Source organism: Streptomyces sp. NPDC088246, assembly GCF_044741025.1.
Lineage (GTDB): Bacteria > Actinomycetota > Actinomycetes > Streptomycetales > Streptomycetaceae > Streptomyces.
On record NZ_JBIURV010000016.1, the window covers coordinates 140,769 to 166,196 of the forward strand.

Annotated in this window: 13 protein-coding genes; 5 read left to right on the plus strand and 8 right to left on the minus strand. The window is 70.9% G+C overall.

Going from position 1 to position 25,428, the window contains the following annotated elements:
* Positions 1-224: 224 nt before the first annotated feature.
* The 4 genes from ACIPEK_RS22865 to ACIPEK_RS22880 all read right to left on the minus strand — a co-directional run bounded on the left by ACIPEK_RS22865 (position 225) and on the right by ACIPEK_RS22880 (position 15,927).
* Positions 225-6,938, minus strand: coding sequence for a beta-ketoacyl synthase N-terminal-like domain-containing protein (locus ACIPEK_RS22865; RefSeq protein WP_401998964.1), 6,714 nt, complete (start codon positions 6,936-6,938; stop codon positions 225-227).
* Between the two features lie 88 nt (positions 6,939-7,026).
* The gene (locus tag ACIPEK_RS22870) at positions 7,027-13,062 is read right to left on the minus strand and encodes an SDR family oxidoreductase (protein WP_401998967.1); all 6,036 of its coding nucleotides are present in this window, start codon (positions 13,060-13,062) and stop codon (positions 7,027-7,029) included.
* A 56-nt stretch (positions 13,063-13,118) separates the two neighbouring features.
* Complete coding sequence (locus ACIPEK_RS22875) at positions 13,119-14,702, minus strand: PfaD family polyunsaturated fatty acid/polyketide biosynthesis protein (RefSeq protein ID WP_401998970.1); 1,584 nt, start codon at positions 14,700-14,702, stop codon at positions 13,119-13,121.
* Positions 14,703-14,814: 112 nt separating this feature from the next.
* Positions 14,815-15,927 carry an SDR family oxidoreductase gene (locus ACIPEK_RS22880; protein WP_401998973.1) on the minus strand — a complete coding sequence of 371 codons (1,113 nt, stop codon included), beginning with the start codon at positions 15,925-15,927 and terminating at the stop codon, positions 14,815-14,817.
* Positions 15,928-16,530: 603 nt separating this feature from the next.
* Between ACIPEK_RS22880 and ACIPEK_RS22885 the strand changes: the two genes are divergently transcribed.
* Complete coding sequence (locus tag ACIPEK_RS22885) at positions 16,531-17,847, plus strand: wax ester/triacylglycerol synthase domain-containing protein (RefSeq protein WP_401998975.1); 1,317 nt, start codon at positions 16,531-16,533, stop codon at positions 17,845-17,847.
* A gap of 25 nt (positions 17,848-17,872) precedes the next feature.
* Here ACIPEK_RS22885 and ACIPEK_RS22890 read toward each other — a convergent pair whose 3' ends face one another.
* Both ACIPEK_RS22890 and ACIPEK_RS22895 read right to left on the minus strand, forming a co-directional pair.
* Positions 17,873-19,066 carry a wax ester/triacylglycerol synthase domain-containing protein gene (locus ACIPEK_RS22890; RefSeq protein WP_401998978.1) on the minus strand — a complete coding sequence of 398 codons (1,194 nt, stop codon included), beginning with the start codon at positions 19,064-19,066 and terminating at the stop codon, positions 17,873-17,875.
* Positions 19,067-19,091: 25 nt separating this feature from the next.
* Positions 19,092-20,453 carry a flavin-containing monooxygenase gene (locus tag ACIPEK_RS22895; RefSeq protein WP_401998981.1) on the minus strand — a complete coding sequence of 454 codons (1,362 nt, stop codon included), beginning with the start codon at positions 20,451-20,453 and terminating at the stop codon, positions 19,092-19,094.
* 362 nt (positions 20,454-20,815) lie between these two features.
* On the opposite strand from ACIPEK_RS22895, the gene ACIPEK_RS22900 reads away from it, so the two are divergent.
* The 4 genes from ACIPEK_RS22900 to ACIPEK_RS22915 all read left to right on the plus strand — a co-directional run bounded on the left by ACIPEK_RS22900 (position 20,816) and on the right by ACIPEK_RS22915 (position 24,014).
* Entirely contained in the window at positions 20,816-21,430 is a 615-nt protein-coding gene (locus tag ACIPEK_RS22900; protein ID WP_327271328.1) for an ABC transporter ATP-binding protein, read from the plus strand.
* Positions 21,427-22,227: an ABC transporter permease gene (locus tag ACIPEK_RS22905; protein WP_401998984.1), complete on the plus strand. Its 801-nt coding sequence runs from the start codon at positions 21,427-21,429 to the stop codon at positions 22,225-22,227. The genes ACIPEK_RS22900 and ACIPEK_RS22905 overlap by 4 nt, the downstream gene beginning before the upstream one ends.
* A gap of 212 nt (positions 22,228-22,439) precedes the next feature.
* The gene (locus tag ACIPEK_RS22910) at positions 22,440-22,961 is read left to right on the plus strand and encodes a hypothetical protein (protein WP_383071707.1); all 522 of its coding nucleotides are present in this window, start codon (positions 22,440-22,442) and stop codon (positions 22,959-22,961) included.
* Between the two features lie 450 nt (positions 22,962-23,411).
* Positions 23,412-24,014 (plus strand): Imm21 family immunity protein, encoded by a 603-nt coding sequence (locus tag ACIPEK_RS22915; protein WP_401998988.1) that lies wholly within the window; start codon positions 23,412-23,414, stop codon positions 24,012-24,014.
* A 4-nt stretch (positions 24,015-24,018) separates the two neighbouring features.
* On the opposite strand, the gene ACIPEK_RS22920 is transcribed toward ACIPEK_RS22915, so the two are convergent.
* A complete protein-coding gene (locus ACIPEK_RS22920) occupies positions 24,019-24,240 on the minus strand; it encodes a hypothetical protein (RefSeq protein WP_401998991.1) in 222 nt (73 codons plus the stop codon).
* Positions 24,241-24,292: 52 nt separating this feature from the next.
* Positions 24,293-25,402, minus strand: a complete 1,110-nt coding sequence (locus tag ACIPEK_RS22925; RefSeq protein ID WP_401998994.1) for a LuxR C-terminal-related transcriptional regulator — start codon at positions 25,400-25,402, stop codon at positions 24,293-24,295.
* Positions 25,403-25,428 lie beyond the last annotated feature (26 nt).

Consider the following 25,428-nt stretch of genomic DNA (forward strand, 5'->3'; position numbering starts at 1 on the left):
CTGGATCTCCGACCCCGGCCGGTGCCGGGCCGCGGCCCGCGACCTCGGCACCTTTCCGTAGGGGTGCATCAGTCTGCCGCAGCCCGCCGATGCCCATCGGCTCGGAGGGAGTCAACCGTACGCTGTGACAAGCCGCCGAAGCGGCCTTGCGGACGCCACCGCGGAACTTCTTGCAGACGGTGACTTCTGCCGACGGGGCACCGCCCAGACATCAAGATCACGATCTACAACTGAAGGGCTGGCAGGTCCCCCGCCCGGAATGCCGCTGGACCGTCTCCGGGCACCACGCGCATGCCCAGCCCGCGTACGCGATAGATGCACGTGTCATCGCCCCACAACGACGCCTCCGCGGTCGCATAGGGGCCTCGTGCGTCCCTGCCGGCCTCCAGGATCTCCATCTCCACCCTGATCAGCCGGTTGGCCGGGGTGATCTGACCGCGGTACGTCCAGGTCATCTCGCGGTCGGGTAGCACCGGCTCGAACCGGGCATGCGGGAAACCCGCGGTCATGCCGCATTCGAGCAGGTAGTACTGGAGCAGCTGGCACATGGCCTCGATGCCCAATGAGCCCGGCTGCACCGGGTCCTGGAAGAAATGAGCCCTGAAGAACCACTCGCCCGCATCCACGTCCTTCTCCGACCGCAGCCGGCCGAGCCCCGCGCTGCCCGCGTCCGGCCAGTAACCGGTGATGCGGTCGAGCATCAGCAGCATGGGGCCGGGCAGGCGCACCGGGCCGGCGCAGTAGCGGGCGGGCCGGGCGGTGAGGTCGACGGTGTGACTGCAGGGTTCGTCGAGACGGGCCCGGTCCTGCGCCGACACCGCGAGGCCGGCCTGGTTGTCGAAGGACGAGGGCGGGAAGTATCCGAACACCGTGGACAGCTCGAAGAGCGGTTTGCCGTCGGCCGTGCACCGGACCTCGAACGACTCGATGATCATGTCACCGCTGCGGGAGATACGGGTCAGTTCGGCGTGGGTGCGTACCGTCCGGGTCGCGGGGGTGACCTCGCCGGTGACGGTTCCCGAGCCGTCGAGGTTGCGGAACAGCAGGTCCGTACCGGTGGTCAGCGCGCTGCCCACGTACGAGGCCAGCCACCCGCACGGTTGGAGCGCGGTCTCCAGGAGGACGGCGAACGGCATCGTATGGCCGCCGCTCTGCTCAAAATACCAGGCCAGGGCGGGCACGTCGTATTCGGCGACGACGCTGCTGCCCTCCCGCATGCCGCCCTGCGGGCCGTCCACCCCGACGATACGGCTCATGAAGTGGTACGGGGGACCGGGCAGGCGTGCGACCTTGCGGGTGCCGTCAAAGGGCTCGTACGCGGCGCCGAACGCCTCACTCGGCCTGCCCCACGCGCACGCCAGTAAGGAGGCGTAGCCGAAGGAGAATCCGTCCACCGTGGCCACCGGTCCGCTCTCCCGGTGGCCGGCCAGTCCGCCGAGCGCGGCGAGCGGCACCGGCGCACCTCCGGTCTGTACCGTGGACGGGCCCGACCGCCGCCAGTGCGACAGCGGCCAGTCGGGCACCAGCTGCAACGTCACGTCACTGCCATGGAACGCCTTGACCCCGTCCACGGTTCCCAGGACATCCGCGTACAGCGTCGGCAGCGGCCCGGACGAGACACCGCGCACGAACACCTCGTACACGACCCGGCTGCTGTCCGGGGTCACCTGGCCACGGCAACTGGCCGAGCAGGGGGCGTTGTCGACGGGCTCGAAGCGCCATCCGTCCCTGCCCACGGTGAAGCCCATGGCCGCCAGGTAGAACGCCATCGCCTGCAGGCCGCCCTGGAGCATCAGGGTGCCAGGCATGCAGGGATCGTTCTTGAAGTGCCCCGCGAAGAACCAGTCGTCCGGCGAGACGGGCGTCTCGGCGCGCAGGTAGCCACGGCCCCACGGTCCTCCGGCCGGGTCGAACGCGGTGACCTCGTGCAGCAGACGCAGCCGACCGCCGTCGATCCCGGGGGAGCGGACGTGGGCCGCGGTCGCCTCCCAGCCGGGACCGAAACAGTCCGCGGGTCGCCCCTCCGCCAGGGCCCGTACCCGCTCCGCGGTGAAGCCGGTCAGCTCGCAGCGCACCGCAGGCGGGTCGAGCGGCAGTGCGTCGCCGGGCCGGCAGTCGGCAGGGTCCCACCGCACACCACCGCTGCCGCCGAGTTCGGCCGGGGTGAAGAACCCGGCCCGGCCCTTGCGGACGCTGAGCCGGAGTTCGCCGTCCACGTGGCAGTCGTAGCGGAAGAAGAAGATCCGGACGCCGTCGTGTTCGGCGTGGCCGTCGATGTGGATCTCGTAGCGCAGCGTGTCCCCCGCTTCGGGCGGGCTGCCGTGGAACGTCAACTCGCAGCCGAGCAGCCGGTAGGCGCGTTCGCCCCGGTTGAGGAGGTCGACGCCGAGCCAACTGAGGAGAAGCAAGTCCGCCTGGCCGGCCTCGACCATCAGACCGGTCGGCATGCGGCCCGTGCCGTCGAGATACCAGCTGTCGGGGCGGACGTCGGTCTCGGTCCAGATCGTTCCGTCGGCGCGTACCGGTCCGGGTTCGACGAGTGCCGCCGGTACCGCGTCGATGCCGGTGACGCGGTCGGCGAGCAGCATGGGCGGTGCGGGCATCCGGGTCTGTACCGCGTACGCGTCCTGTGCTGCGAACCGTGCGCCGAAGAACGCGGAGATCTGCCGGGAGGCGAGATGTTCGAGCTGGGTGCGGTCGAACTTCGGTCCCGGCAGCGGTCCGTGTGGAGACCCCGGTACACCTTTCGACCGAGTGGCAGGAACGGACTCGGGTCGTGGGGACGGCAGCGGCCCGGCAACGGTGGGAGCGACCGGGTGCGGCGTCGCGGGACCGGGCATCCGTACGGGGAACGCGGGCGTACCGCCCTCTGCCCCGGCGCGTGTCAGCAAGGTGACCGCCTGGGCCGACATCCGCAGGAATCGCTGATGGGCCTCGGTGTGCCTGGCAGTGATCTCCTGGTGGAGCGCGATCGCCCGGCGGCTCTGCCGGGCGACCAGGGCACGGACACTCGCCGGCTGTGGCTCCGAGGGCCGACTGGCCGGCTGCCCCTCCGGCAGCGGTTGCCGCACGACACCGGGGGAGGACGCGGTGACTGCCGGTGTGCCGGACCGGTCGGTCTCCAGGTCCGGCACCGGTGCCAGTTCGGGGGCCCTGGGCATGGTCACCGCGGACGCCTCCGCGGACGTCAGGCGCGGAGTCCCGGGCACGGCCACCGTGACGGTGGGACCGGGGGTGGTGAGGTCCACGGCAGCCCTCCCGAGCTGTGCGAAGAGTTCGTGGGCACGCACCGGCGCCCCGGCGACGACGAGTTCGGCCACCGTGAGACACAGCTGCCGCAGCCCCTGGTCGTGCGGGGCGTCCAGAGCGACGGCCACATGGTCCCGGTCGCCGAGCACGCGCTTGATCCAGCCGGTGCACAGGCTGCGCGGCCCGTGCTCGACGAAGATCCGGACCCCATCGGCCCACGCCTGTTCGACGGTACCCGCGAAGTCGATGGTGTCGAGGCCCTGCGCGGTCAGCGCTTCGGCGACTCGCTCGGGCGTCGGGGAGTACGACTGCCCGGTGGCTCCGCTGTAGAACCGTACTCCGGGCACTTCGGCGGTGGGACGGTGGTGGACTTGGCGCCACTTGTCGCGAACGTCGGCCAACTCCGGTGCGTGGGCTGCCATGTCGTAGTCGATCGCGATCGCGCGGCCGACGCCGAGCCGGGCCACGACGGCCGCGCACGCTCGCGACTCGCCGCCGATGACGCATACGCCGGGTGCGTTCACCGCCATCAGGTGGACTGCGGGTTCGGCCGCGAGTTCCGTACGGACCGTGTTGAGGGGCGCGCTGACCAGGTAGCTCGACCAGCGGGATCCCCGGATGCCCACACGTTCCCATGCACGCCGGACCGCCCGGAGTTCACCGGTGAGTTCCGTCGTGAACAGACCGCTGTCCCTGGTGGCTTCGTACAGCCCCGCAGCGTCCTGCCAGGCACCCAGAGCGATCAGGGCAGCCGACTCGCCGGAGGAGTATCCGATGGCGGCGTCCGGCCGCAGACCGAGCAACTGCCGGGTGAGTACGGTGTGGACGGCGGCGAGCTCGGCGGCGCCCCAGATCTGGTCGAGCACCCCCGCTGCCGATCGGGACCGCGCCCGGGCGCCGACGGGCCCGTGCTCTGCCCTGACGGTCTCGCCGAGCGAGGGCAGCGCGAGCATCAGCGCGTGGCCCATGCCCCGGTAGGAGGCCGAGCCGTTGGTGTACACGAAGGCGGTCTGCCCCTTCACCGGCTCGTCCCGGTACAGCACGTCGGCCGGTCGGATCCCGCCCTCCGTCAGCCAGTGCCGGGCGGCCTCCTTACGGCCCGGCAGCTCGACGTCGTCCTGAACCACGAGTGCCAGCCGGGCCGGGCCGTCGGAGGACTCCACACCGGACTCCAGCGCGGCCAGCACTTCTCGGCGGTCGCCCCCGGAGAAGAGGTGCAGACGCGGGGCCGGCCCCCGCAGCCAGGGCCGGACGTCACCCGCGCGCAGCCGGGCCCGGGCGGGGGGTCCCTCCAGCGGTGACACGACGGCAGCCGCGGTCCGCGGAGAAGCGCCGGTGTCCGCGGGCTCGTCCGGGCGCGGCACCGCGCGGTGCTGAAGGGCGGTCGCCGCGACCGCGACGGAGACCAACCCCTGGGCGGCATGGGCACGGCCGAAGGCCGACGCGGGGTCGAACGCGGCGTCGGAACCGTCACCGATGACCATGTCGGGTTCGCCGGTGGACTCCTCGTCGAGCAGGGCGATCACGGTGTCGCCGTCCCTGCGGGCGGCGTCCAGAGGCTTGAGGACCAGGACCACGGCGGCGTCACCCGGATCGGCCTCATGACCGAGTTCACGCAGGGCGGCCCGATGGACCGGCTCGCAGGACAGGTCGGCGGCACCGACGAGCGCGGCGTCCGCCTCGCCCGCCCGGACGGCCCGTGCCGCAAGGTCCAGCGCCACCAGGCCGGATGCCTCTTCCGCCGACACTGCGAAACCCGGCCCCGCCAGATCGAGCTGGGTGCTGATCCGGTTCGCCATGAGGTTGGGCAGGCTGCCGACCACCCGCTCCGCGGTCATGGGCGGTGCGAAGGCGTCCTGGGCGTGGGCCGGTGACTCCGCGACGGCGGTCGGTCCGGCCTGCTCCAGCCAGTGGGGAAGCCGCCAGCGGGCACCGGAGCGGGCCACCTCGGGGTCGACGCCCATCCCGATGACCACCATGGTCCGCTCGCGGGGCAGCGAGACGGCCCGTACGGCCTCGCGGGCAGCCTCGAACACCAGGAGCTGCTGGGGCAAGGTCTGCTCCAGCGCCAGCGGCGGGAAGGACAGGTCCGTCAGTTCCACGGCGATCTCCGCGGCGGGACCTCGCCGTTCGCCGCCGAGCACCGCGCGGCGGAAGTCCTCGGCGCTGGTTCCGTCGCCGACCCGGGCGCCGAGGGCGACGATGGCCACCGGCGTGCGGCCCCCCTGCGATTCCGGCACCGGGACGCCGGGTGCCGTGCGGGCGGAGGATTCCGGGGCGAGGCAGCCGGAGGACGTGAGCGTTGCGGAGTCCGGAACCAGGGCGTCCGGGACCGCGCGGGCCGACGCGGGCACGGCGAAGACCGGGTCGCCGTCCGGGAAGTCCACGATCAGGTGGGCGTTGGTGCCACCGAAACCGAAGGCGCTGACGGATGCCCTGCGCGGCCCCGGCCATGGCTCCGGTGCGGTCAGCACCCGTAGCGGTGTGCCGCGCAGTCCGGCGATCGGACGCTCCGCGCCGAGCGTCGCCGGACGGATCCCCGTGCGCATGGCGCCAAGCACCTTCAGCAGCCCGGCCACGCCCGCCGAAGCCAGCAGGTGCCCGACGTTGGACTTCGCCGAACCGATGGGCACATCGTCTCCCGCAGCGTAGATCCGGGCCATGCTTCGCGCTTCCACGGCATCCCCGAGCGGAGTTCCCGTCGCGTGGCACTCGACGAGCGAGACGGTCTCCGGCGCGATGTCCGCCATGGCGTAGGCCAGGCGCATGGCACGTACCTGGCCCTCCTCCGCCGGGCTGAGCAGCCCGCCGCCGCGCCCGTCGTTGGACAGCCCGATACCGCGGATCACCCCGAGAACGGGCAGGTCGGCGGTGAGCGCCTCCGAGAGTCGCATCAGAGCGACGAATCCGGCGCCTTCGCCGTGCATCAGCCCGTCGGCGTCCTGGTGGAAGGGGCGGCTGCGGCCGCTCCGGCTCACCGCGGACAGGCCGCAGAACCCCACGTGCAGATAGAGGTTGTCGACCCGGTTGACCGCGCCGGCCACCATCAGGTCCGCCGTGCCATCGTGCAGGCGGTCACACGCCAGCTTGATCGCGTACAGCGACGAGGCACAGGCGGCGTCGAGCGCCCAGGCGCCCGCGCCGAGCCCGAGCGCCCGGGCCGCGAGACGGGCCGGGAGCCCGGACGAGAAACGGTTGCGCGCGTCGGGCCGCCTCCGGCGTACGCCCGTCAGCAGGGCGTCGCGGAGGGAGGGGGGCTGGGCGGACAGCCATACGTGTTCGGCGAAGGCCGATCCCGCGGCCGTGGGAAAGGACAGGTTGCCCAGCACCAGGCCCGCGCGCGGCAGCGGACCCTCACGTCCGGCCTCCGTGAGTGCTTGCCGGGCGCCGTACATGACCCACTGGAAGAGCGGGTCCAGTGCCAGGATCCGCTCCGGGGCGATGCGGAAGCCGCTCGGGTCGAAGGCGGACTCGAACCCCCGTACGTACCCGCCGACATCGGTCCAGGTGCGGTCCAGGTGCTCGTCCACCGAGCCCATGGCCCAGCGGTGCGGCAACCGCCACCGGCCGTCCGGAACGGCCGACAGACTGTTCCGGCCCGCGGCGATGTTGTTCCAGAACGTGTCCGGATCGAGTGCGTCGGGCAGCACACAGCCCCGGCCGACGATGGCGATCGGTTCGAATCCCATACAGGTCTCACTTCATGACACGGACGCGGTGCGGCCGCGTGCGGTACGGACGGCTGTGTGCCGGGGCGACGGCAGTTGCCGGCAGAGCTCAGGAGGGACGGCGGACGAGTTCCACGCCGAGCAGTTCGATGCGCACGGACGCGTCGGGGTCGATCAGCGCGACGTCGCACCGTGCTCCCGTCTCGTGCGTCTTCCGCGCCCGAACCACGCACCGCATGGTCTCGGGTGCCGGGCCGCGCCGGTGCACCCTGCACTCCGCGACTGCCATGGGCAGCGTCGCCTCACCGAGTACGTTCTCCGCCCAGATCAGGGCGAGTTGGAGCGCGCCGTCCACGGCGGCCGGGTCGAGCGGCCAGTGGTCACCCGCCCAGTCCAGCGCGTGCAGGCCCACAACGGTCGCCTCGGCTCCGCGGCCGGAGACACCGTGCAGGGTGCGGATGGACTGGAACCGGGGGCCGTGGAACAGGGTCCGTCCGTCGTAGACCTCCGGGCGGGTCGGCGGCTCCAGCCCATCCGGGGTGCCCCACACGGCCGGATCGGGTTCGACGGCCTCGAACTCCAGCACGGCCCGGAAGTGCGCAACGCCGTCCTCGCCGCGCAGTTCCGCCTCCAGGTTCGAGGGCGCACCGACCGCGCCACGGCGGCCGTGCACGGTGATCCGGTGACCGTCGCCGGCGAGTCGCGGCAGGACGAGCTTCTTGTACACCCGGACATCGCGCAGGACCATCCGGCCGGTGGCGGGCCGCCAGGCGGCGGCCGCGCCGGTGAACCAGTTCAGGACCATCGCCACGGGCAGTACGGGAACTCCGGCGAGCTGGTGGTCGGACAGCTGCGGATGGCTGCTCTCCCGGATCAGCACCTGGGCCGGGCGAGGATCGCCAACAGGCGTCATGGCTGCTGGATCGTCGCCGGCCGCGATGACGACGCGCGGTTCGCCGACCGTACCGTCCAACTCGGCCGAGAAGGCGGCGGCGCCCTGCTCCAGGGGGATGAGGGCGACGCCGGCCCGGCCGAAGTGCCCGGCCAGGGCGGGGGTGACCATTCCGCCGTGCCACGGGCCCCAGGCCACGGAGCGCACCAGGCAGTCGGGGCGGCGGGACCGCTCGGCGGACGCCACGTGGTTGAGCACCTCATTGGCCATGGCGTAGTCGCTCTGTCCCTCGTTGCCGAACACGGCGGCCACCGAGGAGAACAGGCAGATCACGTCGAGTGGATCGTCCGCCGTCGCGGCCAGCAGCGCGCGCAGGCCGTCCACCTTGGTGGACATCACCTGGTCGAACTGCTCGTCGCTCTTGTCGGCGATCCGCTTGTCGGCCAGTACCCCGGCGCCGTGCACGATGCCGGTGATCGGACCCCACGATTCGCGTACGTCGCGCAGCGCGGCGGCGAGCGACTCGCCGTCCCTCGCGTCGACCGGGACGTAGCGGGCGGCGGAGCCCGCCGCAGTCAGCGCCGCCAGCGTCGCCCGTACCTCGCGAGCCGCCAGGATCTCCCGGGCCCGGACGGTGATCTCGGCCGGGGAGGATCCATCCGCGTCCCCGGCGGAGCGTGCGGCGAGCAGACGGGTGAGTGCGGGTTCGTCGGCGGCCGACTCCAGCCCGGGCGGCTCGGTGGCCGGTTCGGTCCGGCCGAGCAGCACGATCCGGGGCCGGTGTGTCCTGGCCAGGTCCAGCAGCGCGGCGGCGGTCACCCCGCGTGCCCCTCCGGTGGCCACGATCACCGACTCCGAAGTGATCCTCGTCGCCCCGCCGGGCGTCAGTGGTGCGGGGACCGCCCGCGGGATGGTGCGGGTACCGTCCGCGCGAAGGCCGACCTCCGTCTCGGGGCCGCCTTCGAGGAGTTCACGCACGATCGCCTCGGCGACCGTGTCGAGGTCGCGCCCGCCGGCCTCGCAGTCGATCGCCTTGACCGAAGCTCCCGGCCACTCCTTCGCCGCGGTCCTGGCCAGACCGGCGATCCCGCCGAGCCACGCGCGCTCGGGCCGGCGGCCGTCGAGCCCGAAGTCACCACCGGTGTCCTGCACGGTCACGAACAGCCCGCCCCGTGAGGCCATCCGCGCTGCGACCGAACGAGCCGCGCGGAACGCCGAACGGTGGATTTCCCGCGCCTCGTCCGGCGAGCCGGTCCCGGTCAGCCCGCCGAGGTGGACAACGCCGTGCGCGTTCTCCGGAACGTCCGTCACAGCGGTGGCGTCGATGCCGTGTGCGGTCAGCTTCCGCGCCACGAGACCGGCGATTCTGGCGTCGTCGATGCAGTCAAAGTCCCCTCCGGTCACCACGAGCGGCCCGTCCCCGAGGGCCGCCACGGCCAGGCCGGACGCGGGTGATTCCGCCGCACGCGGGACCAGCCTGGTCAATGCCGCGCACTGCGGCGGCTCGGTGCGCATGGCCGGGATCTTCGGGACTGCGGCAACCTCCGTGATGCCCGGGGCGGCAGCCGCGGCCCGGCAGTCCGGTGCTGCAGCCCCGGGAGATACCGCGCCGGTGCTGGCGGTGAGCGCGTCGACGATTTCGCGCAGGGTGCGGAGTCTGCCGAGCTGGGCGATGCTCTCCGCCGGTGCGTCGCCCACCCGCTGACGTACGGCGGACAGGATCTCGACGCGCTTGATCGAGTCGATTCCCAGATCCGTTTCCAGATCCATGTCCACGTTGAGCATGTCCGTCGGATAGCCGGTGAGCCGGGCCACCACCGAGAGCAGCAGTTCTTGGAGTGCCTGCGCCGACAGGGCCGCCGCCGGCGTGATGTCCGGGTGGGTGTCCGGGGCCCGGTCCTCGGCGGTCGACGGTCCGGGGGAAGGCAGTCGGGTGGGCGGCCCGGCGAGCACCACAGGCGTCGGGGCCTCGAACAGCACGGGCGCCGGGGGCTGCGGCACGGCCTGTGTCCGCGCGTCCGGCGACTGCTCCGGGAGCAGTGACGGTGATGGCTGGGGGAGCAGCGGTGGTGACGAGGAAGCTGTTTCACCGAGCACGCCGTTGACGCCCTGCGCTCCCAGCATCGCGCAAAGGGTCGTCTCGGTCATCCTCAGGAACGTCATATGACTGTCGATCAGCATGCGCTGACAGGCCGCGTGGGCTTCCGCCGTCTGCCGCTGGACACTCTCGACCATGGCGTACCAGTCGGAACCCGCAGAGGACGCGGGCACGGACAGGGGTGCAGAAGCGAGCACCGGTTCGTACGCGGACACCGGCTCGTATGCGGGCGCCGGGGCTACCGGGGCCTCCGGTACGGGTACGGATTCCGCTTGCTGCCTGGGCGGGTTGGGCGAGTCGGGCCGGGCCGGGTCATTCGGCGCGGGCAGTACGGCGGCCCCACCGGCGGGCGGGTAGGGCTGACCGTAGTTGGCTCCGCTGATCTTCACGGTCATTCGGGGCTTGCGCTCCTTCGCTGGTGCTCCGGGCGGCCCGTAAGGCGCCCAGAGGTGGTCGTAATCGAGTGGGATGCCGCGTACGGCGAGTCGGCCGAGCGCGGTGTGCAGGCTGCTGACTCCGGACCGGCCCGGCTGGTCCAGGGGGACTGCCGCGTGCTCGCGGTCGCCGAGGATCTGCCCGACCAGACCGGTCAGCGTGGTGCCCGCGCCGACCTCGACGAAGGTCCGGACCCCGGCGGCGTACATCGCCTCGATCTGGTCGTGGAAGAGCACGGGTGAGGCAAGTTGGCGGGCGAGCCTGCGGCGCACCTCGTCGGGCGGTGAGGGGTACGGTGCCGCGTCCGCGTTGCCGTAGACCTCGATCCGGGGCTCCGTGAGAGGGATCCCGCTCAGGAACGCGAAGAGCCGTTCACCCGCCGGGGCGACCAGCGGGCTGTGGAACGCGGTCGAGGTGTTCAACCGCCGGGTGCCGACGTCCTCGGCTGCGAAGGCCTTCTCCACGGCCGCGATCGCCTCGGCCGTGCCGGAGAGCACCACCTGCCGGGGGGCGTTGTGGTTCGCCGGCCAGACGTCGTCGAGCCCGCTGCCGGCAAGGACCGCCGCCACCCGCTCGCGGTCCGCACCGACGGCCAGCATCGCGCCCGGAGCGACGGCCGCGTCCCGCATCAATGTGCCGCGCTTGCGGGCCAGAGCGACCAGGGACTCGGCGTCCAGGACGCCGGCGCAGTGCAGGGCCACCAGTTCGCCGAAGCTGTGGCCCGCCGCGCAGTCCGGCCGCAGACCGAGCCCACGAGCCACTTCGAGCAGGGCGAGACTGTGCACCGCGAGCGCGGGCTGCGCCCACTCGGTGGCGGCCAGCCGCGAACGCCGGGCCGCCCGTTCCTCGTCGGTGAAGGCTGGCGGGGGGAACACCACCCGGTGCAGGGGGCAGCCGTCGAACCCGGCACTGCCCAGCCGGTCCCAGACCGCCTGGGCGTCCGGTGAAAGCATGGCCAGATCGGCGCCCATGCCCACGTACTGGGCGCCCTGTCCGGGGAAGAGGAAACCGATCCGGCCGGGCGAGGGGGCCCCGGTGGCGTACTGGATACCGGTCGGCGTGGAGAACGCGGTGTCCGGCCGCTGCCGGATCAGCGCGGTCGCAGCGGCGAACTTCTCGGCCAGGTCCTCGGTGTCGGTGGCGACGACGGCCAGCCGCACCGGGTCGGTGGGCGAGAACGTGCTGTGGCTCTCCCGTGCGATCGCGGCCAGCGGACGGTCGCCGTCGAAAGCCGATGCCTGCAGAGCGGACGGCGAAGAGGCGCTGAACAGGACGAGTTCGGTCGGAGCGGAGCGGTGGCGCCACGCCGTACCGCCCGATGCATCCGACGGCACGTACTCCTCCAGCGTGACGTGGAAGTTGCTGCCCCCGAAGCCGAAGCTCGACACCGACGCCCGGCGGGGGTGGTCGGGTGAGCGCACCCACGGGCGCGCCTCGGTGTTGACGTAGAACGGGCTGTCCGAGGCAGTGGTCACAGGGCTGGGCCGGTCGACCTTGATGGTCGGAGGCAGCACCTTGTGGTGCAGGGACATGACCGCCTTGAGCAGCCCTGCCGCGCCCGCCGCGCATTTCGTGTGGCCGATCTGCGACTTGACAGAGCCGATCGCGCACCACTGCTGGTCCGTGCGCCTCGATGCCCCGAACACAGTGCGCAGCGAGGTCAGTTCGGCAGTGTCTCCGGCCTTGGTTCCGGTGCCGTGCGCCTCGACCAGCTCGACGGTGTCCGGGCCGTAGCCTGCCTCCTCGTAGGCGCGCCGCAGAGCCCGCGCCTGTCCGTCGGGCAGGGGCGCGTAGATCGCGGTGCTCCTGCCGTCGGACGAGGTGCCGATACCGCGGATCACCGCATGGATCCGGTCGCCGTCCCGTTCCGCGTCGGACAGCCGCTTGAGGGCGTACATGACGACGGCCTCGCCGAGCATCGTGCCGTCCGCCGCTTCGGAGAACGGCCGGCAGTCACCGGTGGGGGACAGCGCGGGCGTCTTGGAGAAGCACAGGAACATGCCGATGTCGTTCCCGGTGTCGACGCCTCCGCTGATCACCAGGTCGGACCGGCCCAGCGCCAGCTCACCGACCGCCGTGGACAGTGCCGCCAAGGAGCTGGCGCAGGCCGCGTCGGTGGTGTGGTTGGTGCCGTGCAGGTCGAACCGGTTGGCGATCCGGCCCGCCACGACATTGCCGAGCAGTCCGGGGAAGGTCGATTCCTGCCAGGGTGTGAAGTGCCCCGTGATGCGGTCGCACGCGGCCTGCGCTTCGGCCTCCGCAAGGCCGCTCTCCCGCAACGCCTTGAGCCATACCGGGCGGTGGGCGCGCCCGTACATGTGCGGAAGCAGTTGCAGGGCGGCCGCGCCGAGGACGACGCCGACCCGGTCCCGGTCCATGCGCGCCAGACCGCCGGCGTCGGCGAGCACCTGGTCGGCGACCATCAGGGCGAGCAACTGGGCGGTGTCCGTCGCCGGCAGGTTGGCGGGCGGCACGCCGTAGGCCAGCGGATCGAAGTCCACCTCCGGCAGGAACGCGCCCCTGCGGGCGTACGTCTTGTCGGGGGCGGCCGGATCGGGATCGTAGTGGTCCTCCACGAGCCAGCGGGAGGCGGGGACTTCGGTGATCAGGTCCTGGCCGCCGACCACGATCCGCCAATAGCCTGCCGCGTCCGTCGCGCCGGGAACCAGCGCGCCGATGCCGACCACGGCGACGGGTACCTGGCGGTGGGTGCCGGACACTGGCTCTCCCTGGTGTGGAACGAATGCTGCTGATGTCTCCGGGGCACCGGGGCCGGTCATGCGAGCCTGCACGGTGTGTAGGCGAACGCCGATGCCGGCAGCGGGACGCCGTAGGTGCGCAGTTGGTGAGCGCGGGTAAGCACGGCCGCGCCTTCGAGGAGGTTGAGCGCGATCTGCACCACGGACCGGTTCCCCGGTTCGGCCAGGAAGGTGCCCGCTGCCCACCGGTTGAACGCGCCCATCGCGGGCCCGCACCAGATCTGGTAGTCGGTACGCCGTGCCGGTTCCCCGGTGATCGCCCATCGGCTGGAGTTCCCGAGGTACCAGCGGAAGACCAACGCCATACGGTGTTTGGGGTCGGCCTCCGCGCGAGTGATCTCCGACGGGTCGCGCTGGTGCCAGAACTCGCGTGTGCGCTGCCAGACCTCGTCGATGGGGGCGCGCAGCACGTCCCGTTCGATGGTGGCGCGCAACGGCTGCGGGAGTTCCTCCAGCGAGCCGTGCTCCTGGTACGCCGCGTGGAGCCGGGCGGCTCGCCGGGCGAACATGGTCCCGCGGGCGAGTACTTGCAGCTTGACGCCCAACTCGAACATGTCGGCCGCCGGTGCCATGGTCACGTCCGCGATGTCCGCCTCGGAGAGCATCTTCTTGGCCTCGTCGGACAGACCCGCCTCCGTGGCGGTCTGGTTCACCGATCCGATGACCACGTAGGAGGCGCCGAGCGCGAACGCGGCGGCCACCGCGCTCGGCGTGCCCAGCCCGCCGGCCGCGCCGATCCTGACCGGTTGGTGGTAGCCGAACCGCCGGGTGAGTTCGTCACGCAGGAGGACGATTCGCGGCAGCAGTGCCGCCAGTGGGCGGTTGTCGGTGTGCCCGCCGCTGTCGGCCTCCACGGTGATGTCCTCGGCCACCGGCACCCGTGCGGCCAGGTCGGCTTCCTCGGAGGTCAGTTCTCCCTGGGCGACGAGCCGGCGCAGCAGCCCGGACGGTGCGGGCGAAAGGAACTGCCGGGCCACCTCGGGGCGGGAGACCTTGGCGAGCATCCGGGAACGCCGGATGATCCGGCCGTCGGCACCCCGGCGCAGTCCCAGGGCCGAGCACAGCACGACGGCAGGGGTCAGTTCCATGAACGCCGAGGCCGAGATCCGGGGTACGCCGTGTCGCAGCAACAGCTTGGCCACGCGGAACTCCAGCGCGGGCTCGGCCGGTGAATGGATGAGGTTCACGCCCCAGTTCGGGCTGTCCGGCAGCTCGTCGGCCAACGTGCGCACGGCCCGCTCGACGTCGGCGTATCCGAGGCCGCCCGCGCCGAAGAACCCGAGCATCTCCGCCCGGGCCATCGCGGTCACCATCCGGGTGGTGGCGATGCCGTTCGCCATCTCGCCCGCCACGTAGGGGAAACGGACGTCGTGCGCCTCGCAGAAGGTGCGCCCGCCGAGCCACTCGGGATACAGCGGGGGCAGCGTACCGAGCACCGGGCCGCTGGGCCGGGGGCCGGTGGCAAGGCCCAGCTCACGGCCGGTCGGGTCGGTGACGATGTGCACGTGTTCCCGGATCCGCCGGGCTCGGGCGGCGATCCCTTCGGCGGAGAGGACCGGCGGGGACGCGGCGGCGAGGTCGGGACCAGCGAGGACGGACAAGGGCGGGCTCCAGCGGGGATGGGCGTGTGCGGGTCAGGCGTACCCGGGGGGTCGGGAACGCAGTCGTGGTCGCGATCGGGGGAGAGGGTGCGTGGTCGGGTGCGGGCGACGGTCAGCCCGCCGTCGCCCGCCTCGGACCCAGACCGGACCACAGGTAGTCCAGGTCCACCCGGAACCTGGTTGTCGACGGCCCGAACAGGGTCCGGACGCGGGTGTCGTCGAAGCGGCGACGGTGACTGAGATAGGCCGTGAAGCCCGGGTAGAAGTCCAGCAGGGATTCCAGCGCGGACGTGTCGTCGGGCTTCCTGGCGACAACGTCGAGGTTCAGGTGCACGAGCCGTTCCAGGAGCGCGACGATGGTGGGGATGGGGACGTCGTGGCCGTGGACGACGTTGTACGTGTCGACTCCCCCCGAGGACGGCCGGCCGGCCAACCGCACCATGACCTCGGCCGCGTCCTCCACCGGCATCAGGTTCAGATGGCCGTGCGGGTGGCCCACCAGCCGTATCTCCGGACGGCGGGGCCCGGGGGTTCCGGGGACGTCGAGACCGGCGGTGCGCAGCGAGTCCTGCAGGATCCGTTCGATGACCTGAAGGGGGTGCGAGGGCAGGTCCGGGTGCGGCGGCAGGTCCGTGACCAGGATGCTCGGCCGCAGCACCAGGACTGGGCGGTCGTGTGCCCGAGACCACGCACGGACCAGGACCTCCGCCTCGTACTTGGAGCGCTCGTAGGCGTTCTCGAAGCCGTACGTGTCGTCCAGCTCGTCCTCGTACGCCACACCTTCGCGCCGTGCCCCGGCCACGAAGGCGGTGCTCACGTGGTGGACCACGGGGTTCCTGCGTCCGGCGGCGGCCAACTCAAGTACGTGCCGCGTGCCTTCGACGTTGATGCGGCGCAGCCGTGCGAGGTCGTCCTCGAGGTTGATGCTTCCCGCGCTGTGCCAGATCGCGTCGAGTCCGTCGGCCAGCTTCTGGAAGTCGTTTCCGGAAAGCCCCAGCCGCGGCCGCTCCAGCTCGGTCTCCACCACTCGCAGCCGGCTGGGGAGTGCCGCGATCAGCGTGTCCGGAGCGCCGGACAGCTCGAAGAACCGGGTGATGCGGTGCAACGCGTCACCCGACCTCGCATGGATCAATACCGTCAACGACGCGTGCGTGGTGAGCAGTCGGCGTAAGAGGCGGAGCCCGAGGAATCCGGTGGCGCCGGTGAGGGCGACGTGCACGACCATGACTCCAAGAGCTTCGAAAGGGACAGGAATGCACGCGGTGGTGCGGACGACCGGCGGCTGACGGGGTCCGTCCCGGCTCGTCCCGCCCGTGCGGCGCGAGCTCGCCGACCCTCGGTCTCCGGGCCTCCTCCAACTCGGCGACCACCGATGCAAGAGGAACAGTGACAGATGGTGAGCGGCAGCGGGGCCCCCGGTCTGCCAGCTCACCCGAACGGAGTATCAGGGCGCGGGGACGGGAGACATCCTGTGCCCCCTGCGGTACGCCAACAGCCCCGTTGCGCAGGCTCGATGGGACACGCTGTCACCCGCCCGGGCAGTCCGCGACCTTGTCATCATTTCGGGTGACTTCGCGGCCGGCTTCCGGGAGCCGGTCCAGGCGGCTCGGTGGCGCGGCCGGCAGGCGGAGCACGGCACGTAGCTCTGCGCGACGCGACCGACAAATCCGCGCGGGCAGCGCGCGAGACCGGGTTCCGGGCGTGCGGCTGCGCGATATAAACCGTGGTCATACGAGCGGGGCGACGAATCGGTGCCGCGCGGGTCCGCCCGATCGGCTGTCCGCCCGTCCGTCTGCGCGCCCGTCGGCCGACGAGAACTGGAGCCCTCATGACCGTGTCCGTTCAGTCCGCCCACCACCGCACTCACTCCGTGGACCGCGCGTTCCTCAATCTGGAAAGGATTCATCCCAACGTCCGTTGGGACGCCGGCGGCGTCGCCTATCTGAGCGGTCCGCCTCCGAGCCTGGCCGACCTTCGCACGTACGTGGGCATGCGCCTGGCCCGGCTCCCCATGTTCACGACCCGCGTGGACGGCGAGACACGACGCTCCAGGTGGCGACCGGACGCGGACTTCACCGTTGAGCGGCATGTCCACGAGGCGGTCGCGGACGGTCCGGCGGAGTGGGAGTCCGCCATGGACACGGCGCTCAACGCGCCGTTTCCGCCCGGCGCACGCTGGGGGATCTGGCTCGTCCACGGCCACGTGCCCGACGAGTACGCCGTGTGCTACCGGTTTCACCACGCCTGCCAGGACGGCTCGGCCGCAGCACAGACCTTTCGCGCCATTCTGGGCGAAGGGGAGCCTTCCGCCCGACCCGTGCTCCGGGCAGGCCGCCGCGCCGACCTGCCGCGGAGGGCGGGACTGGCGCTCGGCCTGGCCGTGAAGTTCGGGTTTGCCGCCCTCGCCGCCCTCGCCACCCGCAGCCGCGGACCGGCTGCGCCCTTCGCGCCGACGGGCGACAGGCGGCTGTGGCGGGGCCGCGTACCGCTGGACAGTCTCCGGCGGATCGGCACGGCGCAGGGCGGATCGGCTCACGACGCCCATCTCGCCGCTCTTGCCGGGGCGTTGTCCGCCTGGTCGGCACGGTCCGGCGTATCGCTGCCGCGGATCTCGGCGCTGGTGCCCGTCGACGCCCGGCGCCGGGACGAAGAACAGACGTGGGGCAACCGCTGCTTCGCCCTGCCGATGGAACTGCCCGTGAACCCCGCCCCTGGGCGCCCTGGGGGTTCTTCGGACGACGACTTGCCCCTGCGGCGGCTGGGGTGCGTCATGGCGACGACCGCGAGGCTGAGGAGCGAGCCGTGGCGGCAGGCCATCCAGGATTTGGTCAGATTTATGCCTGACCGTCCAACCGAGTGGTATATGCGGGGCGTGTTCTCGCCCCGCGTGACCGACATCTTGGCCACGTCCATGCCGCTGGCCAACGAGGGCAGTCTGGGCGCCACCCAGGTGACTGGTACCGCCCTGCTCCCCCTGCTCCTCCCCGGCCACCTCTTCGGGGTGGGTCTGTCGTTCTTCGGCACCTGGGCCGAGGTGTCCTTCGTGACCGACCGCGGCCTTCCGCTGGCGGAACTGCTGCCGAGCCTGTGGGAGCAGGCCGTGGGCGAGTTGGAGGAGGCCTCGGCGCCGGTGCGAACCGAGTGACGGCATGAGCGGGCCGGCCGCTCGGTCAGATCCGTGCTTCGAGCTCCTGGAGAGCGGCCAGCCACAGCTGCGGGATGTCGCGGCCCTGGGGGAGAGCTCCGTCGTGGACGACGGACAGCTCACACTCGGTTCGGCGTCTGAGCAGCGTCAGGTGGCAGAGCTGACCCGGCAGAGGGGCACCCAGCCCGAGCGCACCGTCCAGCCGGGCGTCCCCGAAGGACGGCTGCGGCATGGCCGTGGGGAAGTAGGTTCCGACGACAGGGACGTGGCGTGGGCTCATGAGCCGCCGAAGCGTCCAATGGGTCACGGGACGCGGTGCGCGCCGCATGAGGGCGAGGGAGGTCCGGATTCTCCGCTCGGTGTTCCCGGGTGACAGCTGGCGGGTGATACGGGAGAGGCGGCGAAGGGGGCAGGGTTCGTCACATGGCAACTCGACGCGCAGCATGGTGAGGAAGTTGCCCACGGCTCCCCTCTCGCTGCCCGTCCGGGTCGAGAGGGGCCAAGAGAGCGGAAGCGGTGCCAAAGGCTCCCCCTCGGCCAGGGCGACGGCGCGCATGGCTCCGGTCAGGGCGGTCAGGAAGACCGCGCTGACGTCGGTGTCGAGAGCTCTGGAAACGGTGAGCAGCCGTCGTGTCTCGACCGTGCAGAAGGCCGCGGAGAGCTTCCCCGTCGGGGGCCTGCGCAGCACGCACCAGGTGCCGGCGCCCCGGAAACTGTGCGCGATGTCGTTCACGATGCCGAGCACGCCCCGAAGGGAGACGCGTCCCGCGGCATGGCGCGGCGGATGCCCGTCCCCGGATCCGGCCGGCCTTCGCGGGGTGAACAACGTCTGCAATACGTAGTGGTGCCCCGCGCCGTCCTCCATCGCGTGGTGAATGCGGAACACGAGAACGTACTCGGGCGTTTCGGTGTATCCGTGGATCAGCCAGAGGTCCCAGGGGGGATGGGGAGCGGTCGGCAGCGGCCGTCCGAGCACCTCCTGAACACAGTCCTGCCACCGCTTCAGGGGAGCTGTCGCGGTCAGACCTCGCACATGCCTTCGGGGGTCGAGGTCCGACGCGGGCACGAACCGCGGCCCCGGGAAGTCCTGGATGCAGTGGGTCAGCGTCGGTAGTTCGGCCAGCCTCTCCCACAGGTGACGGCGCAGTTCGTCCGGTGTGGGGGGCTCTCCGCGGAACCGTACGGCCCATCCCACGGCCAGTTGGTGCTCGCCGGCCATCCGGTGGAATACCTGGCTGAGCGGGTCACAGCGCGTCGGCCCTCGGAGCGAGGTCAACCATGGTGGGGAGGTTCGGGGCTGTGCTCCGTGCTCGACGCCGGCCTGCTCGACGTTCACGGCCGAGGGCCCTTCGGTAGGAGCGGAAGTCAATTTCGATCCCGTGGCGGTAGGTGGGGGCGTAGGTCTTCCGGTGCCGGCGCCACTCGCGCCGGATCGCTCGCGTCATGTCCGACGCCGACGGCAGAGCGGCCGAGCCGTCGATCAGGTCGGCGATCCATTCCGCTTGTGACTCGAGCAGAGGGAAGGCCGCACCGGATGGTTGCGCGAGACCCATGAAGTAGAGCCCGGAGAGTCCAGGAGGAACGGTGCGCAGGTAGAGCTCCGTGCGGCCGTCCTGGGCAGCGAACACGGAGGGTTCCAGAAAGGGGAAGGAGATCTTGTAGCCCGTTGCGTACACCACGGCATCCACCCGCTCACAGGTCCCGTCAGTGAAGACCGCGGTGTCGGGACCGAAGCCGCTGACGCCGGGCCTCGCGGTAACCGCCCCCCGGGCCAGCTGCACAAGGAGTTCGTCCGAGGTGGAGGGGTGGGTGGTGAGGAGTTCACGGTCCGGTTCGGGAAGCCCGTAGCGAGCCGGACTGCCGCGGGCGAGCCACAGGAGGAGCCGCAGGGCGGGACGCTTCAGGAACAGCGGGAAATCGGACAGCGGGCTCGACACCAGATGGTCGGCCGGGCGGCCGAGGAGCATCTTGGGGAACACATGTGCACCGCTGCGCGTGGAGAGAACGGTCCGCGCCGCCGTGCGGGAGATCTCAGCGGCGATCTCGCACGCGGAGTTGCCCATGCCGATCACCAGTACACGCTGACCGGCGTACGCGTGGGGAGCGCGGTACTCGTGCGAGTGGATTGTGGTTCCCTCGAAGTGTTCGGCCCCCGGAACGGCAGGGTCCGGGAAGCGCGGGTCCCAGTGGTGTCCGTTGGCAACCAGTACCTCCGAGTAGCGCCGCGACTTCTCGGCCGGATCGCCACGGCGCCGATACGCGACCTCCCAGCTGCCGTCACGCTGCGGCCGAGCCGCCGTCACTTCCGCGCCGACGTCGATGTGACGGTGCAGATCGAACGACGTGGCGTAGTCCTCCAGGTAGGACAGGACCTGGCTGTGATGCGGAAAGACCGGGTAGTTCTCCGGCATGGCCATGGAAGCGAAGGACATGCTCTCCTTCGAGATGTTCGCGTGCAGCGACGCGTAGATGCCGGACAAGCCGTTGTCGTTGGCGAATCGCCACAGTCCGCCGAGGCCCGATCCGGCTTCGTAGCAGTCGAACGGAATGTTCCGCGACGCAAGGACCTTGGACGCGGCCAGCCCTGACGGGCCAGCTCCGATCACGCACGTTCTCCGCATGACTGACTTTCACTCGTACGTACGTGATCGGGGTCGAAGGGGCGAGGGCTTCCGCCGGCGTCATGACTCCAGCCCCGTCCGGGGTGCCCGGACACGAAGCACCGACAAGCCGCCAGGGCTCGGAGGTGCTGAGGAGCTCGCCGGCACGCGCCACCCTAGCCGCCCCTGCTGCCCCTGGGACCGGTCCTTCCGCGCGGATTCCGCCGTACGTATGACACTGCGTGACCAGGTTGACGTCGAGGATCAGTACTGGCCCTGGCGCCGTTTCCGTTGAGCCGTCGGATCGTTGGGCACGGGCGGATCGGGTTCGCCGCTATCCGGAAGACCTGGCACGACGGAGCAGCGCGATGGAAGTCAGAGATGTGCACCATTCCTATCGGCACCACGCCGTCCTGCGAGGCGTCGACCTCACTCTGCGTCCCGGGGTCCTTGCCGGGATCGTGGGGGAGAACGGTGCCGGTAAGACGACGTTGCTGAAGACCTTCTCCGGCGAGCTCCGGCCCGACCGCGGATCGGTCCGCCACAGTGGCAGGTTCGGCTACTGCCCGCAGGCCGTGGTCCTCGACGACTCCTTCACGGTCCGCCAGCACCTGGACTTCTTCAAGAGCGCCTTCGGGCTCGCGGACCTGCGGCGAGCCGAGGAGGTGATGGAGACGCTGGCCTTCACCGAGTACCTCGACCAACGCGCGGGCCTGCTGAGCGGCGGCTCCCGGCAGAAGCTGAACCTGACGTTGGCGCTCATGCACGATCCGGAGGTTCTCCTGCTGGACGAGCCGTACCAAGGCTTCGACTGGGAGACCTACCTGCGCTTCTGGGAGCTGGCGATGAGGCTGCGCGACGCCGGGCGCTCGGTGTTGGTGGTCTCGCACCTGGCGTACGACATCGGGCGGCTGGACGAGCTGTGGCGCCTGGACTGCGGCCGCCTCCACCGCCAGGACTCCCGGACGGAGGCGACGACATGAGAAAGCACTGGTCCCTGTTCGTCACCGCCTCCCGGTACGCACTGATCGGGCACGCCCGCAACCGGTTCGCCATGCTGCTGGTGGTCCTGTACATCCCGATCTGGATCGCCCTGGCCTACGTGACCATTCCCGAACGTCCGGCGCCGTTCCGGCTGCGGGCCACGGGTCAGGTCTTGTCCCCGGCCGGCAACCACCTCACTCAGATCACCGGTGCGTTGAACGCCGTCACGCTGATCGCCGGATTCATGATGTTCGCCGCCACGTTTACGGGCGGTGCCTTCGACCGGCGCCTGGCAATGGCGGGCTACCCACGCTTCCACCTGGTACTCGCCAAGCTCTCCGCGCTCACCCTGGTCTGTGCCGCCATCGCCGCATACGCCACGGCCGTCACCGGCGTTGCCTGGTCCCCCAGGCAACCCCTCATGCTCGCCGCCGCGCTGTTCTGCGCAGCCATGACCTACGGCGCGCTCGGAGTGGTCTTCGGGTCAGTGCTGGGCCGCGAGGTGGAGGGCATGTTCGCCATCCTGATGATCAGCATCATCGACGTGGCCCTGCAGAACCCCCTCTCGAACTCGGGATCGGACAGCGCCGTCATGCGCTTCCTGCCGTCGTACGGGGCGGTGCAGGCCAGTATGTCCGCAGCATTCTCAACCACATCGGTGTCCCAGGGCCTCGCCATCCAGCTTCTCTGGCTCACCGTGGCAGCGTTCGCCGGCTTCCTCGTCTTCCGCAGACGCACCCGCAACGCGCTCCCATCTGAACGAGAGCGATGCCCGACCGGTCCGAGCCGGACATGAACGCGGGCGCACACGCGGGGGAGCCCGGCACACCCTCGAAGCCCGTACGACCCACATGACTTGCCCGACCGTCGCGTGCTGGGCCGATCACCGCCGCTTCCGAAGGGCTCGGTTTCGACCGTGTCCTGCACCGACCAGTGATCGTTCTGTAGCTGGGCCGCTGTTTCGCGCCCTGATCGGAACACCCTCTCTTTCAAGGAGTACCAGCCGTCATGACTCTCTGCCGTACCGTCCAGCGGACCGTTCTCACCGCGGCTGTCCTGTCCGCCTCCGTCCTGACCGCACCCTCGTTCGCGCAAGCGGCCCCGCTGCCCCCTGCGTGCCAGGAGTCTCTTCTCCAGACCTTCGACAAGTTCCCCGTCGTGTACTTCACGGTGCCCGACAAGGTCCAGGAAGCCCTGCTGAACGAGGTCGCGAAGCTGAGCGAGGCCGACCAGGCGGCGTTCACGCAGACTGCGTGCGCGGCGTGGAACGGCTGGGCCACCACGAACGGCAAAGCCGTAGCCAGGGACCTGGACACCCGGTACCAGAACACCACCGGACCGGTGTGCAGCCAGTTCGCAACCGCGGCCATCGGGACGATCAAGAAGTACGCGCCGAACGTCCCCGCCGAGACCCGGGGTCTGGAGAGCGTGGCCAAGAAGGTCTGGAAGAACGCCATGCAGAAGCTCTCCGTCGAGGCGTCCAACGCCACCTGCCGCCAGTCCTACAACGGGGTGAAGGCCGGCTGGTAGCGAGCGAACCCGCCATGATGCCGGGGTAGGGGAGTACGGAATCCCCGGTGCGGGAAGGGTCGAGAGGTGGGTGCTTCCTGCACCCCTTCTTGGCCCCTGACACGCTTCAGGGCTGTGAGAGTTCCGTGCGGGTGAGATCCTCGTGCGCGGACAGTTGACCTCCCTGCCCGGTACGACTATTCGTCCGGATGGCGTCACGCTCTTGTGAGGTCTCCGGCAACCGCAGCCGGCTGACGAGCTGCTTGAACTGCCCACGACCCCGACAACCTCCTTGCCTACGGAGACGTCTCGATGTCAATCCACCGGTCGTGGTGGGGGAGGGGCAGGTGCCCAGCCTCACTCGCTCCGCTCCGATGTCATCGAGGGTGGGCCGGTCTGCGGCAAGGTGTCAGTAAGGCTGCTCCGCAGCCGGAGGAAAGCATTGTCAGCGGCCGGGGTGATACTGGCGCGATGAAGACGTTTTCCTCGACCGCAGCCAGTTCAGCCGAACCTTCCCTCACCTGGGTCGAGTCGATGGGCGGCCCTCTGATCGCCGTACCAGTTTCCGTATTGGATAAATGGCGTGGCTGCACGGAGTCGGGGATGGTCATTGGCGACGGGGACGTCCCGGACGACTACGACCGCGCTTGCGAGGTGGACGAACTGGCCGGCGTGATTGCTGTCGACGAGGAGGGCGCGAAGGGACTTGTCCTGGCGGACCAACCCGCAACCACCTGCTACCTGCCGGAACAGCAAGCCTTCGTCCGCTGGCTCGGCGCCGACTCCGAGGCCGGCCTGATCGCCGCAGCCAAGGCTGTACTCACCGACCCCACCACCCAGTGGGAGAAGTGCGGTGCCTGGGAGACGGATGGCCCGGCGGTGCTCATGGACTCTGTCACCGTCGGAGCCGAATTGGACGTCGAGTACCCAAACGGCGGAGGACTGCCGGAGCAGGCCCCCGTCCCGATACGACCAGGCCGCTGGACAGTCCGCGCCGTCCACGCTTCCCCGAACGACGACACCTCGGTGGGCCTGGTCCAGCTTCTGCCCCTTGACGCAGACTCATTCGGATAGGAGATCAGTTGCCCTCGCGCAGCTTCCGCCGCAGCGTCTCGCGGCTGACCGTCGGGACCACGTTCTGCTTGATCAGGTGCTCGGCCGGTTTGGTGGGACTCCAGGTGGATGCGCAGATGGAACGCTCGGATTGCTGAGCCTCACACTCTGCGGGGTGACGCGTCCAGCAGCGTACGTGCCGGTTGTACGGTCCGCAGGCCGCAGCCACGGTCACGACATGGGCCATGACCAGGCCCTCGTCGCGTTGTCGCGGTGATCCACTTCCGCCCGGCATCCGGTCACTGCGGCGGATTCTGCTCAAGGGCGTCGCGGAGTTGTGCCCTTGCGCGGATTCCCAGCTTGGGGAAGATCTTGTGCAGGTGGTAGCCGACGGTGCGGGGTGACAGGTATAGCCGGGCCGCGATGTCGCGGTTGGTGAGGCCCTGCGCCCCCAGTTCGGCTATCTGCCGTTCCTGCGCGGTGAGTCCGCCCGCGGCACGCGTGGTCGTCGCCGCCGCCGTCGGGGCTCCCGCCGCCCGCAGCTCCGCGGCGGTGCGGGCGGTCCAGGGCCGGGCATCGAGCCGCTGGAAGCACTCCAGTGCCGCGCCGAGGTGCGGGCGTGCCTCGGCGCTGCGTCGCCGTCGACACAGCCACTCGCCGAAGTCGAGGTGCGTGAGTGCCTTTTCGAAGGGCCAGCAGTCGGTGGCGAGGGCGGCCAGGGCGGCGCGAAAGTGCCGCTCGGCGTCCTCGGTGTCGCTCAGCAGGGCTGCGGCCCTGTGGAGGACGGCGGCCATTCGGGGCGACCTGTCGGGTTCCAGGCTGTGCTCGACGGCCTCGACCACCGTGCGCGCGTCCTCCCGCCGCCCGGCACGGACCGCCGCGGCGGCCAGGTCGCCCAGATAGTAGACGGAGGCATGGTAGTGGACGGGCGCCGGGCGGAAGTCGCGGGTGAAGGTGGCGCGCAACTGTTCGTAGGCGTCGGCGTGGTCCCCGGCGACGAACGCGGCCATGCCCAGTGCGTGCCGGTGCCGGACCTGGAGGCTCAGGGATCTGCGCAGGTCGACGCCTCGTACGGCTTCCAGGGCCTGCGTCCGCGCGGTCGCGTGGTCGCCCCGCAGCGCGCGCAGGGTGGCCTGGAGGACGCAGGAGCCCAGGGTCACGTTGTCGGCTCCCGCCTCGGTCGCCGTCCAGAACGCCTCGTCCGCCGCGTCCTGGGCTGCCGTCCACGAACCGCTTTCGAACAGGGCGAGGGCGAGCGCCTGCGTGACGGTCGCGTTCGTGCCCGCGCTGCCGGCCCGCCGTATGACGTCCATGGTCCGCCCGAGAATGTGTACGGCCTGCTCGGTCTCGTCCAGGATCCAGGTGGTGCCGCCGAGCGCCGTGAGGTCCGCCAGGGAGTCCTGTGACATGGCGGCCAGCGCGTCCTTCAAAAGGC

Bases quoted from the DNA above. Each gene is read 5' to 3' on its own strand.
- ACIPEK_RS22865 (WP_401998964.1), bottom strand. From the start codon at position 6,938: ATGGGATTCGAACCGATCGCCATCGTCGGCCGGGGCTGTGTGCTGCCC.
- ACIPEK_RS22880 (WP_401998973.1), bottom strand. From the start codon at position 15,927: ATGGTCGTGCACGTCGCCCTCACCGGCGCCACCGGATTCCTCGGGCTC.
- ACIPEK_RS22885 (WP_401998975.1), top strand. From the start codon at position 16,531: ATGACCGTGTCCGTTCAGTCCGCCCACCACCGCACTCACTCCGTGGAC.
- ACIPEK_RS22890 (WP_401998978.1), bottom strand. From the start codon at position 19,066: ATGGCCGGCGAGCACCAACTGGCCGTGGGATGGGCCGTACGGTTCCGC.
- ACIPEK_RS22900 (WP_327271328.1), top strand. From the start codon at position 20,816: ATGGAAGTCAGAGATGTGCACCATTCCTATCGGCACCACGCCGTCCTG.
- ACIPEK_RS22905 (WP_401998984.1), top strand. From the start codon at position 21,427: ATGAGAAAGCACTGGTCCCTGTTCGTCACCGCCTCCCGGTACGCACTG.
- ACIPEK_RS22910 (WP_383071707.1), top strand. From the start codon at position 22,440: ATGACTCTCTGCCGTACCGTCCAGCGGACCGTTCTCACCGCGGCTGTC.
- ACIPEK_RS22915 (WP_401998988.1), top strand. From the start codon at position 23,412: ATGAAGACGTTTTCCTCGACCGCAGCCAGTTCAGCCGAACCTTCCCTC.
- ACIPEK_RS22920 (WP_401998991.1), bottom strand. From the start codon at position 24,240: ATGGCCCATGTCGTGACCGTGGCTGCGGCCTGCGGACCGTACAACCGG.
- ACIPEK_RS22925 (WP_401998994.1), bottom strand. From the start codon at position 25,402: ATGTCACAGGACTCCCTGGCGGACCTCACGGCGCTCGGCGGCACCACC.